The sequence below is a fragment of the Streptomyces humicola genome (assembly GCF_024436035.1).
In the GTDB taxonomy this organism is placed as follows: Bacteria; Actinomycetota; Actinomycetes; order Streptomycetales; family Streptomycetaceae; genus Streptantibioticus_B; species Streptantibioticus_B humicola.
The window spans coordinates 132,066-143,902 of sequence record NZ_JANFNG010000016.1 but is presented as its reverse complement, the minus strand read 5'-3'; the positions used below and the strand labels follow the sequence as shown (position 1 = coordinate 143,902).

The 11,837-nt window shown below is 68.2% G+C and carries 13 protein-coding genes and 2 tRNA genes; 5 read left to right on the top strand and 10 right to left on the bottom strand.

Annotation, left to right across the window (positions count from 1 at the left end):
• The first annotated feature begins 69 nt into the window (after window positions 1-69).
• Genes metF through NGB36_RS20580 form a run of 3 tightly spaced genes read left to right on the top strand, consistent with a single transcriptional unit; the run spans window position 70 to window position 2,914 of the window.
• Window positions 70-1,008 carry a methylenetetrahydrofolate reductase [NAD(P)H] gene (gene metF, locus NGB36_RS20590; RefSeq protein ID WP_255921819.1) on the top strand — a complete coding sequence of 313 codons (939 nt, stop codon included), beginning with the start codon at window positions 70-72 and terminating at the stop codon, window positions 1,006-1,008.
• A 27-nt stretch (window positions 1,009-1,035) separates the two neighbouring features.
• On the top strand, window positions 1,036-2,643 hold the full coding sequence (locus NGB36_RS20585) for an acyl-CoA carboxylase subunit beta (protein ID WP_255921818.1): 1,608 nt from the start codon (window positions 1,036-1,038) through the stop codon (window positions 2,641-2,643).
• A gap of 34 nt (window positions 2,644-2,677) precedes the next feature.
• Entirely contained in the window at window positions 2,678-2,914 is a 237-nt protein-coding gene (locus NGB36_RS20580; protein ID WP_255921817.1) for an acyl-CoA carboxylase subunit epsilon, read from the top strand.
• 62 nt (window positions 2,915-2,976) lie between these two features.
• On the opposite strand, the gene NGB36_RS20575 is transcribed toward NGB36_RS20580, so the two are convergent.
• From NGB36_RS20575 to NGB36_RS20530, 10 genes are all read right to left on the bottom strand, one after another.
• Window positions 2,977-3,049: transfer RNA gene (locus NGB36_RS20575), tRNA-Lys, on the bottom strand.
• A gap of 130 nt (window positions 3,050-3,179) precedes the next feature.
• Window positions 3,180-3,395 carry a hypothetical protein gene (locus NGB36_RS20570; RefSeq protein WP_255921816.1) on the bottom strand — a complete coding sequence of 72 codons (216 nt, stop codon included), beginning with the start codon at window positions 3,393-3,395 and terminating at the stop codon, window positions 3,180-3,182.
• Between the two features lie 79 nt (window positions 3,396-3,474).
• On the bottom strand, window positions 3,475-3,681 hold the full coding sequence (locus NGB36_RS20565) for a cold-shock protein (RefSeq protein ID WP_255921815.1): 207 nt from the start codon (window positions 3,679-3,681) through the stop codon (window positions 3,475-3,477).
• A 201-nt stretch (window positions 3,682-3,882) separates the two neighbouring features.
• Window positions 3,883-3,955, bottom strand: a tRNA-Lys gene (locus tag NGB36_RS20560).
• 69 nt (window positions 3,956-4,024) lie between these two features.
• A complete protein-coding gene (locus tag NGB36_RS20555; protein WP_255921814.1) occupies window positions 4,025-4,780 on the bottom strand; it encodes an IclR family transcriptional regulator in 756 nt (251 codons plus the stop codon).
• Window positions 4,781-4,987: 207 nt separating this feature from the next.
• Complete coding sequence (locus tag NGB36_RS20550; RefSeq protein ID WP_372509484.1) at window positions 4,988-5,761, bottom strand: amino acid ABC transporter ATP-binding protein; 774 nt, start codon at window positions 5,759-5,761, stop codon at window positions 4,988-4,990.
• Complete coding sequence (gene ehuD / locus NGB36_RS20545) at window positions 5,751-6,404, bottom strand: ectoine/hydroxyectoine ABC transporter permease subunit EhuD (RefSeq protein WP_255921813.1); 654 nt, start codon at window positions 6,402-6,404, stop codon at window positions 5,751-5,753. Before ehuD ends, NGB36_RS20550 begins: the two co-directional genes overlap by 11 nt.
• On the bottom strand, window positions 6,404-7,144 hold the full coding sequence (ehuC, locus tag NGB36_RS20540) for an ectoine/hydroxyectoine ABC transporter permease subunit EhuC (RefSeq protein ID WP_255921812.1): 741 nt from the start codon (window positions 7,142-7,144) through the stop codon (window positions 6,404-6,406). Before ehuC ends, ehuD begins: the two co-directional genes overlap by 1 nt.
• A complete protein-coding gene (ehuB, locus tag NGB36_RS20535; protein WP_255921811.1) occupies window positions 7,141-8,112 on the bottom strand; it encodes an ectoine/hydroxyectoine ABC transporter substrate-binding protein EhuB in 972 nt (323 codons plus the stop codon). The genes ehuC and ehuB overlap by 4 nt, the downstream gene beginning before the upstream one ends.
• A 197-nt stretch (window positions 8,113-8,309) precedes the next feature.
• Complete coding sequence (locus NGB36_RS20530) at window positions 8,310-9,596, bottom strand: aspartate aminotransferase family protein (protein WP_255921810.1); 1,287 nt, start codon at window positions 9,594-9,596, stop codon at window positions 8,310-8,312.
• A 170-nt stretch (window positions 9,597-9,766) separates the two neighbouring features.
• Here NGB36_RS20530 and NGB36_RS20525 point away from each other — a divergent pair, with 170 nt between their 5' ends.
• Window positions 9,767-11,248 carry an NAD-dependent succinate-semialdehyde dehydrogenase gene (locus tag NGB36_RS20525; protein WP_255921809.1) on the top strand — a complete coding sequence of 494 codons (1,482 nt, stop codon included), beginning with the start codon at window positions 9,767-9,769 and terminating at the stop codon, window positions 11,246-11,248.
• A 46-nt stretch (window positions 11,249-11,294) separates the two neighbouring features.
• Window positions 11,295-11,804 carry a DUF3830 family protein gene (locus NGB36_RS20520; protein ID WP_255921808.1) on the top strand — a complete coding sequence of 170 codons (510 nt, stop codon included), beginning with the start codon at window positions 11,295-11,297 and terminating at the stop codon, window positions 11,802-11,804.
• Window positions 11,805-11,837: the final 33 nt, after the last annotated feature.

The window sequence follows — 11,837 nt, the reverse complement described above, 5'->3', positions numbered from 1 at the left end:
CGAACAATCCACCGACGCCATCGTCATCCACCACCCCGAAGCCACATACTTCAACACCGGAGGCCGGGGATGAGCACGAGCACAGGCGCCCGCTCGAACACCCTGCGCGACGTTCTCGCATCCGGGGCCAGGTCCTTCTCCTTCGAGTTCTTTCCGGCGAAGACCGAAGAAGGCGAACGGATCCTGTGGGAATCCATCCGCCGAATCGAGGCCGTGGGGCCGACGTTCATCTCCGTGACCTACGGAGCCGGCGGATCGTCACGGGATCGCACGATCGCCACCACGCACCGGATCGCCGCCGAGACGACGCTGCGTCCTGTCGCCCATCTCACCGCCGTGGGACATACGGTGGCCGAACTCCGCCACATCATCGGGCAGTACGCGGACGCCGGAATCCACGACGTCCTCGCCCTGCGTGGCGATCCGCCGGGCGACCCGCAAGGCCCCTGGACACCGCACCCCGGCGGCTTCACCTATGCGCGTGAACTCGTCGGCCTTGTCCGCGAGTCGGGGAATTTCAGCGTGGGTGTGGCGGCATTCCCCGAACGTCATCCACGCTCTCCCGACTGGCAGAGCGACATCCGCCATTTCGTCGAGAAATGCCGCGCCGGCGCGGACTACGCCCTCACCCAGATGTTCTTCTACGTCGAGGACTACCTGCGACTGTGCGACAGCGTGTCGGTCGCCGGGTGCGACACCCCCATCATCCCGGCCATCATGCCCGCCACCCACGTCCGGCAGATCCGCCGCTTCGCCGAGCTCAGCAATGCCGCCTTCCCGCCGGAGCTGGCCGAGCGCCTGGCGCGCGCCGAGGACAACCCCGCAGCCGCGTACCGCATCGGCGTCGACTACGCCACCACGATGGCACAGCGGCTCCTCGACGAAGGCGCACCCGGTCTGCACTACATCACCCTCAACCGCAGCACTGCGACGCTCCAGATCCATCGCGATCTCGGTCTCGCCGAGACGCGGGGATCGACGCAGGGATCGTTGTCCCGCGTGGCGTGACGCGGCCTGACATAAGTGGAGAGTCTCATGACGACTGTTCAGGAGCCCCCTGCTCACGACCTCGCCTCCCTCGCGGCGCCCCGTCGCGATCTGCGATCGGGCGCCGCCGAACTGCGGGACGTCAAGGAGCGAGCCCGGCAGGGTGGAGGACCGCGCGCCACCGAGCAGCAGCACTCCCGTGGAAAGCTCACCGTCCACGAGCGCCTCGAGTTGCTCTTCGACAAGGACTCGTTCACGGAGGTCGAGCCCCTGCGCCGGCACCGCGCTTCCGGCTTCGGCCTGGAGCATCGCAGGCCGCACACCGACGGCGTGGTGACCGGCTGGGGCACCGTCCACGGGCGGACCGTCTTCGTGTATGCGCACGACTTCCGGATCTTCGGCGGGTCGCTGGGCGAGGCGCACGCCGAGAAGATCCACAAGGTGATGGACCTGGCAATTGCCGCCGGTGCCCCGCTGGTCGGGCTGTGCGACGGCGCCGGCGCGCGCATCCAGGAGGGGGTGACCGCGCTCGCCGGGTACGGCGGTATCTTCCGGCGCAACGTTCAGGCGTCGGGCGTCATCCCGCAGATCAGCGTCGTCCTCGGGCCGTGCGCGGGGGGCGCGGCCTATTCGCCGGCGCTCACCGACTACGTCTTCATGGTGCGCGGCACCTCGCAGATGTTCATCACCGGACCCGATGTGGTGCAGGCGGTGACCGGCGAGCAGATCAGCCACGACGGGCTCGGCGGTGCCGATGTGCACGCAAGCACCTCGGGGGTGGCCGGTTTCGTCTACGACGACGAGGAGGAGTGCCTCGCCGACGTACGGCACCTGCTGTCGTTCCTGCCGTCCAACAATCGGGAGATGCCGCCGTTCGAGCCTGCCACCGACCCCGCGGACCGCCGCACCGAGTCGCTGCTCGACCTGGTGCCGGCCGACTCGAACCGCTGGTACGACATGCGGACCGTCATCGAGGAGACCGTCGACGACGGTGACTACTTCGAGGTGCACGCCAACTGGGGCGCCAACGTCATCTGCGCCTTCGCCCGGCTCGACGGCCATGTCGTCGGCATCGTCGCCAACCAGCCGGCCGTGCTCGCCGGGGTGCTCGACATCCATGCCTCGCAGAAGGCGGCCCGGTTCGTCCAGACCTGCGACGCCTTCAGCATCCCGTTGGTGACCCTGCTCGACGTGCCCGGGTTCCTGCCCGGCGTGGACCAGGAGCACGGGGGCATCATCCGGCACGGCGCGAAGCTGCTGTATGCGTACTGCAATGCCACCGTCCCGCGCATCCAGCTCATCGTGCGCAAGGCCTACGGCGGCGCCTACATCGTGATGGACTCGCGCTCCATCGGCGCCGACCTGTCCTTCGCCTGGCCGGGCAACGAGATCGCGGTGATGGGCGCCGAGGGCGCCGCCAACGTGATCTTCCGCAGGGAGATTGCGACGTCGGACGACCCGGAGACCACCCGTGCCCGGCGCATCAGCGAGTACCGCGAGGAGCTGATGCACCCGTACTACGCCGCCGAGCGGGGTCTCGTCGACGACGTCATCGACCCGGCGGAGACGAGGTCGACGCTGATCCGTGCCCTGGCCATGCTCCGTGCGAAGAGCGCGCCGCTGCCGGCCCGCAAGCACGGCAACCCGCCGATGTGAGCCACGAGGATGTGGGGAGAAAGGGAGGGAAGGGATGACCGTGATCCGCATCGTCAGGGGCAATCCCGACGAGGCCGAGCTGGCAGCGGTCACGCTCGTCCTGCTCGCTGCGGCCCGCTGCTCGCCGCAGCCCCGCCCGGAACGGGGTCGCCCGCGCCGACACCACCACGGCGACGATCTTCGAGGGGTCGACGAGACGCCGTGGATGCGTGACCTTCGGCATCGCTGGAGCCTCGTTCCGCGTGCCTTCGAAGGCGATGGCCATCTGTGACGCGCAGGCGAAGACCCGGCGTGGAAAGGCCAGGTGGAAAGCCCGAGAGGGAAACTCTGGAGTGCGCCGCCAGGGACTCGAACCCCGAACCCGCTGATTAAGAGTCAGCTGCTCTGCCAGTTGAGCTAGCGGCGCATGACCCGAAATCCTACCCGACGGGAAGGGGTGCCCGTTACGCCTGTCCGGCGCGCTCAGGCGCGGCAGCGCCGGGCTGGGGCCGCCGTGGACGTGGTTGAGACAGGAGTGGCACGATTTGTGATGTTTGTCACGTGCTGCGTTTCTTCGGGAAGGCGACCCAGCGTGAGGTGACCCGGCGGGCCTCGTCCGCCTGCTCCGCGGTCATCAGGCCCTCGACATCCGAGCGCCGGCCGAGGAGCGCCGTCACGAGCTCGCGCTCCTCGGCCGAGATCGTCCAGACCGCCGATGCCGATGTTCCGTCGTCGTGCCACTCAACCATGGACAGCGTGTGCCGGTCAGCCATGACTGCCTCGCCTCCCTGAGCCGGAGAGCTGCGGGTGGGCACGGACCGCGTCACAAAGGCCGCTTCTCGAGGATTTGTGTCACGCCGAACGGACGTTTTCGGCCTGCGGGCCCTTGGTGCCCTGGGTGACGTCGAATTCCACCTTCTGGTTGTCCTCGAGGGTGCGATAGCCGGTGGTGTCGGTGATCGCCGAAAAATGGACGAAGACGTCGGGGCCACCGCCGTCTTGCGAGATGAAGCCGTAACCCTTTTCCGAGTTGAACCACTTCACGGTTCCGGTGGCCATGCTTTACTCCTCTGTCGGACACGAATTCTCCCCCGTTGTCGTCAGGCTAACCGGGGGTTCCGCAGGGCGCATTCCGACAGCACGAACCCGCAGGTGGGAGGGGGTGCGGGCGGTCCGGTGCGGGCCGGCGTACGTCTCGGCGGACGGCTCGGCACGCGGCAATGGGCGCCCTCCGGAAAGGAGGGCGCCCATTGCGTGGAGTGCGCCGCCAGGGACTCGAACCCCGAACCCGCTGATTAAGAGTCAGCTGCTCTGCCAGTTGAGCTAGCGGCGCCCGCTCGCGGACAACCCTACCGGATGCCGAGGGGTGCTCCTGACCGCGCCGAACGCTGCCGGATCCCTATCACATCGCCAGCGACAACAGAACCGGCGCCGCCCGCTTGTTGAGGGTGTCCGCGGCCGGCTTCAGCCGGTGCGCCCGCTCCAGCGGCATCGACAGCGCCAGGCACCCCACCGTACTGCCGATCGTCACCGGAACCGCGGCGCAGACCGTGCCCACTGCGTACTCCTGGAGATCCAGGGTGGGCACCGTCGCCGGCTGGCTGTCCAACTTGTTGAACAGAACCTTCTCGTTGGTGATGGTCTTGGAGGTGAGCCGGGCAATCTTGTGTCGTGAGACGTGCTCCCTGCGGCCGTCCACGTCGAGCTGGGTGAGCAGGCACTTGCCGACCGCGCTGGCGTGCGCCGCATAGCGGAAGTCGACCCACTCGTTCACCTTGGGCGCGGTCGGGCCGTCGGCGTAGTCGACGATCTGGACCTCACCGTCGTCGTACCGGCTGAAGTAGACGGCGGCGCCGACCTCGTCGCGCAGCTGGGTGAGGATGACCTTGATCTTCGCGGTCAGCGCCTCCTGGCGTGAGCTGCTGCCGAGGCGGACGGCGGACTCGCCGACGATGTACGCCCCGCCCTGCATGTTGCGGAGGTACCCCTCCCGCTCGAGCATCGCGAGCAGCTGTCCCAGGTAGCCCACCGGCAGCTCCGTCTCGCGGGATAGCTGGTCGGCGGTCACGCCGCAGCCATGGCGGTCCACAGTCTCCAGTACACGCATCGCGTGCTGGACCGCATGGATCGGCGCGATCTGTCGGTGCTCCAGCGCCACGGTGTCCCCCTCGCAGGTATGACCGTTTGCGTCGTGTTACGTGTCGCAGTCCGGCAACCGGACCGGATTCCACGATAGCTCCAACCTCTCGCTCGGGAGCCCTGGTTGAACACTTCAGTGGCGCGCCTTACGCGTATACGCAGGGACGCGCCACTCTGGCATATGCCTAAGTCACGGACCAATTCCGTTGGTGGCTCAAATCACGTTTCAGAGCACCGCGCTGAGGAATTCCCGAGTCCTTTGCTGCTGGGGGTCGTTGAAGATCTGCTCTGGCGGGCCGGCCTCGATCACGCGCCCCGAGTCGAACATCAGCACCCGGTCGGAGATGTCCCTCGCGAAGTTCATCTCATGGGTGACGCACAGCATCGTGATGTCCGTCGTCCTGGCGATGTCGCGCAGCACGTCCAGCACTCCGGCCACCAGTTCGGGGTCGAGCGCCGAGGTCACCTCGTCGAGCAGCAGCACCTTCGGGCGCATCGCCAGCGCACGGGCGATCGCGACCCGTTGCTGCTGGCCGCCCGACAGCTGCGTCGGGTAGGCGTCGAGCTTGTCGCCGAGCCCCACCATCTCCAGCAGTTCCTTGGCGCGCTCGGTCGCCTCGTCCTTGCTCAGCCCGAGGACGCGCACCGGCGCCTCCGTGACGTTGCGCAGCACCCGCATGTTGGGGAAGAGGTTGAACTGCTGGAATACCATGCCGATCTTCTTGCGCACCTCCTTGTCCAGCGGCTGCCCGTCGACGAGGATCCTGCCCTCGTCCGGCTGGGTGAGCGTCATCAGCAGGCGCAGGATCGTGGTCTTGCCGGAGCCCGACGGCCCGATCAGCGTCACATGCTTGCCCGCGTCGACGGTGAAATCCAGCTGGTCCAGGACGGTGTTGCCGCCGAAACGCTTGACCACCTTCTCGAAGCGGACCAGCTCTCCGCCCGCCGTGTCCACGTTCTCGTCTCCGGTCTTCTCGTTGCCGGTCGCTTCAGTTGCCAAGACGGCGCTCCAGGGCTCGCATCAACAGGGAGGTCGGGTACGCGATCACGACGAAGAGGATGCCGACCACCGTGATCGGCTCCATGTAGCGGAAGGACGCCGCGCTGTCGAGGCGGGCCTCACCGAGCATGTCGAGCACGGTGATCGCCGCCAGCAGCGGCGTGTCCTTGAACATCGCGATGACGTAGTTGCCGAGGACGGGGACGACGCGGCGCACAGCCTGCGGAAGGATCACCGCGGTCCAGGTGTGGCGGCGCGGCAGGCTCAGCGCGGTCGCGGCCTCCCACTGGCCGACGGGCACACCGTCGATCCCCGCCCGATACACCTCGGCGGTGTACGTGGAGTAGTGCAGCCCGAGGCCGAGGACGCCGGTCGTCAGCGGAGAGAAGGAGACTCCCGTGCTCGGCAGCACGTAGAACCAGAAGAACAACTGCACCAGCAGCGGAGTGCTGCGGACGAACTCGGTGACGGCCTGTACGGGCCAGCGCACCCAGCGCGTCGACGAGCGCAGCGCCAGCGCCCACACCAGCCCCAGTACGAAGGAGATGAGCGAGCCGAGGAGCGTCGCCTCGACCGTCACCAGCAAGCCCTTGAGGATGTCGGGCATGATGTGGCCGACGTACGACCATGACCAGGTACTCATCAGGCGGCACCTCCACCGGTCTCGATGGCGTCGTTGGCGGCATCGCCAAGAGCAGTGGGCGGCACGGCGGCAGGCTTGGCGGCGGAGCGCGCCGGGCCCTGCCCCAGGGATGCCTTGGCACGCCGTTCGAGCATGCGCATCAGGCGGGTCAGGACGAAGGCGACCACGAAATACATCACGAGAATGATTCCGTAGGCCTGGGCGCTGTTCCCGGTCGCGAGCCGCACCAGCTGCGCGTTGAAGGCGAGGTCGCTGATGCCCAAAATGGACACCAGCGCGGTGCCCTTGAGCAGCTCGATCAGCAGGTTGTTGAAGGGCGGCAGCATGGTGGGGACCGCCTGCGGAAGGATCACCAGACGCATGCGCTGCCAGGGGGTGAAGCTCAGCGCGATCGCCGCCTCGCGCTGAGCCGGGGTGACGGCGTTGATCGCACCGCGCACCACCTCGGAGCCGTACGCCCCGTAGGAGATGCCGAGGGCAAGGGTGCCCGCCCACACCGGGGCGAGCTGCCAGCCGGTGAGCGGAAGCGCGAAGAACAGCCAGAACATCAGCACCAGCGCCGAGGTCCCGCGGAAGAACTCCACGTACACGCCGGAGAGGAAGCGCACGATCCACAGCGGGGACAGCCGGGCCAGCCCGACGATGAAGGCGATCACGCCGGCGAGCGCGGCGCTGTAGACCGTGAGCTGGACCGTCAGCCACAAGCCCTTGAGCAGGAGTTCGAAGAGTCCGATCGTCATCCGCTGCACAACTCCTTGGCGGTGAGCGTCGTCATCTCGGTCTTGGTGAAACCGAACGGAGAGACCAGGCGCAGCAGTTCGCCGCTGCGCTTCATCGTGAGCAGCTCGGCGTTGAACGCGTTGCGCAGATTGGTCTCGCCGGGACGGAATCCGTATCCGCCGGCTCCGTACTGCTTCTTGCCGTCGACGACCGGAATGAACGGCTGGGTCATCTCGATGCCCGGGTGACTGCCGGTCTTCAAAGCCAGCCGCACCGTCAGGCTGGTGCCGACGAAGACGTCCACCCGGCCGGCTTCGAGACCGTCAAGACCGCTGATCTGGTCCGGGAAGATCTCCATCTTGCTCGGCTTGACCCCGAGCGATGTGGCATAGCCGATCTCGGCGTAGCCCGTTCCTGTGCCCATCACCGCACCGCTCTTCGCGATGTCCTGATAGGTGTGGAGGTTCTTCGGATTGCCCTTGCGGACCAGGAAGGCGTCCTGGACCTGGTAGTCGGGGTCGGAGAACAGCACTTGCTGGCAGCGGGTCGGGTTGATGAACATTCCCGCGCACACCACGTCGAACTGGTTGGCGTGCAGGCCGGGGATGAGCGAGCCGAAGTCGATCGGCACAGGTGTGATCCGCGGTACGCTGAGCCGCTTGAAGATCGTGCCGCAGACCGTGGGGGCCTCGCCGGTCAGATGTCCGTTCTTGTCGATGTATGCGTACGGGACCTCGCCTGCGATGCCGACGCGCACGACGCCTTGCTTGCGCAGTCGCTCCAGCAGGTTGCCGCCTCCTCCGCTGGCGGCGGTAGAGACCCGGCTGCACCCCGTGGCGGCGACGGACCCTATGCCCAGGGCGCCGAGCGCCGCTCCGCCGCGCAGCAGGCCGCGCCGGCTGAGACCCGCGCCCGCCGGTGGAACCGGTGGGGATGCTTCCGCCGTATCATCCGTTGTGCCCGTAGTGTCACTTCTGCGGTAACGCATACTCCTCCAGGCGCAATTGAGTCATCGCGCCTTCCGAATCGGCCGGCGCGGGCCATGGCCGCGCGGCTACCCGCCACTGCGCCAGGTATGCGGCCGAAATCAAGCCGTGACCAGCGAGGAGATGCGTGAAACGGGAGGGAGGTCCCGTTCATCCGGTTGGTTTCCTTCGTGCTCACACATAAGAGCGGTCTACGGGCTCACCCGTGGCCGGCCGCCGCCACCGCCACCGTCACCGCCTCGGCCCAGATCCCGAGTGCCTCGTCCACCTGCTCCGCGGTGACGATCAGCGGCGGGATCATCCGCACCGTGTTCCCCAGCGGCCCGCAGGTCAGCAGCAGCAGCCCGCGCGCGGCCGCCTCCTGCTGCGCCCGGGCGGCGGTCGCCGGATCCGGCCGGCTGTCGGGCCCGGCGAACTCGCTGGCGCACATCAGGCCCAGCCCGCGCACGTCCCCGACCGATGGATGCGATCCGGCCACCTCGCGGAGCCCGCCCAGCAGCCGGGTCCCCTGTTCGGCGGCGTTCTCGACCAGTTTCTCGTCCCGTATGACGTCGAGCGTGGCGAGCGCCGCCGCGCAGGCCACCGCGTTCCCGCCGTAGGTCCCGCCCTGCGAGCCGGGCCGGGCCTTCGCCATCAGCTCGCGCGGCGCGGCGATCGCCGAGAGCGGGAACCCGGACGCCAGCCCCTTGGCGGTGATCAGCACGTCCGCGAGGCGACGCCCGTCCTCCGGCGCCCAGAAGTGCTCGTGCCCCCAGAACCGCCCGGTGCGCCCCACGCCCGTCTGCACCTCGTCGAGGATCAGCAGGATCCCGTGGCGGTCGGCCCGCTCGCGCAGCCCGCGCAGGAAGGCGGCGTCGGCCGGCACGTAGCCGCCCTCCCCGAGGACGGGTTCGACGATGAATGCGGCGGTGTCCTGTGGGGAGGAGACGGTGGTGAGGAGGTAGTCGAGCTCGTCGAGGGCGAACTCCACGGCCTGCTGCTGCGGCCATCCGTAGCGGTAGGCGGTCGGGAACGGCGCGATGACCACCCCGGGCATCATCGGACCGATCCCGGCGCGGAACTTCGTCGCCGAGGTGGTGAGCGCTCCGGCGCCCATCGTCCGGCCGTGGAACCCGCCGTGGAACGCCACGATGTTCTGCCGCCCGGTGGCGTGCCGGGCCAGGCGGACGGCCGCCTCGACGGCCTCACTGCCCGAATTCATGTAGAAGAGTGAATCGAGACCGGACGGCAGCACCTCGCCGAGGCGCTCGGTGAGCGCGAGGAGCGGCCGGTGCATGACGGTGGTGTACTGGCCGTGGATGAGGGTGCCCACCTGCTCCTGGGCGGCGCGCACCACCACCGGGTGGCAGTGACCGGTACTGGTGACGCCGATGCCGGCGGTGAAGTCGAGATAGCGGCGACCGTCGGCGCCGTGGATGTGGACGCCTTCGCCGCGTTCGGCGAGCACGCCGGTGGCCTGCTTGAGCTGCGGGGACAGAGCTGCCATGGCTGATCCTCAGGCTTGTGATCGGCTTCCGTCGGCTTCCGTCGGTTTGCGTGGGCTGATCGGGATTCCGGCGGCGGGTGATCGGCTTCGTAGGATTGTCGACAACCTTCCTCGCGTGCAAGCATGGCTGTGCTGAGCACTGTCCGCAAGAGACAGGGGAGTTGGCTGGCATGACCGGGACGAACGACGCCCTCGTGAGCGAGAAATCCGTGATCGAGCAGGTCCCCAAGGAACTGCTGATCGGCGGGCGGTGGCAGCTGGCGGCCGGCGGCGCATCGTACGAGGTGGAGGACCCCTCCGTCGCCGAGCCGCTGTGCACGGTGCCGGACGCGGGACCCGACGACGCGCAGGCCGCCCTGCGCGCGGCGGCCGACGCCCAGCCGGGCTGGGCCGCCGTGCCCCCGCGCGAGCGTGGCGAGCTGTTGCGTCGCTGCTACGAGGAGATCATGCGCCGCCAGGACGAGCTGGCGCTGCTGATGACGCTGGAGATGGGCAAACCGGTCGCGGAATCGAAGGGCGAGATCGCCTACGCGGCCGAATTCTTCCGTTGGTTCTCGGAGGAAGCGGTCCGCATCGACGGGGGCTGGCAGACCGCGCCCGACGGCAACGGACGCATCTGGACCATGCGCCAGCCGGTCGGCCCCACCTTGCTGATCACCCCGTGGAACTTCCCCATGGCGATGGGCACCCGCAAGATCGGCCCAGCGGTCGCCGCAGGCTGCACCATGATCGTCAAACCGGCCCACCAGACCCCGCTGAGCATGCTCGCCCTCGGCGCGATCATGCAGCAGGCCGGGCTCCCGGACGGGGTGCTCAACATTCTCACCACCACCCACCCCGGTCAGGTGTGCGAACCGCTGCTGCGCAGCGGATCCATCCGGAAGGTGTCGTTCACCGGCTCCACGGCGGTCGGAAGGAAGCTGCTCGAACAGTCCGCTGACCAAGTGCTGCGCACCTCGATGGAGTTGGGCGGCAACGCACCATTCATCGTCTGCGAGGACGCCGACCTGGACAAGGCGGTCGTCGGCGCCGTACTCGCCAAGATGCGGAATATCGGCGAGGCGTGCACGGCCGCGAACCGGATGTACGTCCACTCCTCGCTCGCGCGCCCCTTCACCGAGCGTCTGGCGGAGAAGCTGTCCGCAATGAAGATCGGCCGCGGCACCGAGCCGGGCGTCCAGGTCGGCCCGCTCATCGACGCCGCGGGACGCAAGAAGGTCACCAGCCTCGTCGAGGAGGCGCTGGCGGCCGGCGCGCGCACCGTCATCGGAGGCGAACCCCTCAACGACCGGCCTGGCTACTTCTACCCGCCGACCGTGCTCGCCGAGGTGCCGGCCGACTGTCGCATCCTGCGCGAGGAGATCTTCGGCCCGGTCGCACCGATAGTCACCTTCGACGCCGACGACGAGGCGATCCGGCTCGCCAACGACACCGAGTTCGGACTGGTCTCGTACGTCTTCACGGAGAGCCTGCGGCGTGGGGTGCGGTATGCGGAGTCGCTGGAGACGGGCATGCTCGGCCTCAACAAGGGCATCGTCTCCACGCCCGCGGCCCCCTTCGGCGGCGTCAAGCACTCCGGCCTCGGCCGGGAGGGCGGACGCGTCGGCATCGACGAGTTCCTCGAGACGAAGTACGTCGCAGTCGACATCTGACGCCATCTGACGCCGTCCGACGCCGTCCGAAAGGGGCTTACGTCACATGACCGACCGCCACGACCGTCACATCGAAATCGGCCTGGCCAAGCACGCGGTGTCCTGCAGGGTCCGGCTGCTCGACGACCGCGCACCGCTCACCTGCGCCGCCGTATGGCAAGCGCTCCCGCTCGCGGGGGACGTCTACCACGCGAAGTATGCGCGCAACGAGATCTACACCCTGCTGCCCGCCTTCGCCGCCACCGAACCCCCGCTGGAGAACCCGACGATCACGCCGATCCCTGGCGACCTGGTGTACTTCTCCTTCACCGACACCATGCTCGGCACTGCCAGCTACGGCTACGGCACCGAGGCATCCCACGCCGGGCACCCCGCCGTCGTCGACCTTGCCCTCTTCTACGAGCGCAACAACCTGCTGCTCAACGCCGATACCGGTTTCGTGCCGGGCACGGTGTGGGGCACGGTCGTCGACGGCCTGGACCGCATGGCCGACGCCTGCCAGGACCTGTGGCGGGCAGGAGCGCTGGGGGAGACGTTCACCTTCCGTCGGGCGTGAACTTACCGCCGCCATAACTGCCCTGTGTTTCGC

What these genes read in the sequence shown, in the direction of transcription:
- ehuB (WP_255921811.1), bottom strand. Translation starts at nt 8,112, where the DNA reads ATGCGTTACCGCAGAAGTGACACTACGGGCACAACGGATGATACGGCG.
- NGB36_RS20520 (WP_255921808.1), top strand. Translation starts at nt 11,295, where the DNA reads ATGACCGACCGCCACGACCGTCACATCGAAATCGGCCTGGCCAAGCAC.
- NGB36_RS20565 (WP_255921815.1), bottom strand. Translation starts at nt 3,681, where the DNA reads ATGGCCACCGGAACCGTGAAGTGGTTCAACTCGGAAAAGGGTTACGGC.
- NGB36_RS20585 (WP_255921818.1), top strand. Translation starts at nt 1,036, where the DNA reads ATGACGACTGTTCAGGAGCCCCCTGCTCACGACCTCGCCTCCCTCGCG.
- ehuD (WP_255921813.1), bottom strand. Translation starts at nt 6,404, where the DNA reads ATGAGTACCTGGTCATGGTCGTACGTCGGCCACATCATGCCCGACATC.
- NGB36_RS20580 (WP_255921817.1), top strand. Translation starts at nt 2,678, where the DNA reads ATGACCGTGATCCGCATCGTCAGGGGCAATCCCGACGAGGCCGAGCTG.
- metF (WP_255921819.1), top strand. Translation starts at nt 70, where the DNA reads ATGAGCACGAGCACAGGCGCCCGCTCGAACACCCTGCGCGACGTTCTC.
- NGB36_RS20525 (WP_255921809.1), top strand. Translation starts at nt 9,767, where the DNA reads ATGACCGGGACGAACGACGCCCTCGTGAGCGAGAAATCCGTGATCGAG.
- NGB36_RS20570 (WP_255921816.1), bottom strand. Translation starts at nt 3,395, where the DNA reads ATGGCTGACCGGCACACGCTGTCCATGGTTGAGTGGCACGACGACGGA.
- ehuC (WP_255921812.1), bottom strand. Translation starts at nt 7,144, where the DNA reads ATGACGATCGGACTCTTCGAACTCCTGCTCAAGGGCTTGTGGCTGACG.
- NGB36_RS20530 (WP_255921810.1), bottom strand. Translation starts at nt 9,596, where the DNA reads ATGGCAGCTCTGTCCCCGCAGCTCAAGCAGGCCACCGGCGTGCTCGCC.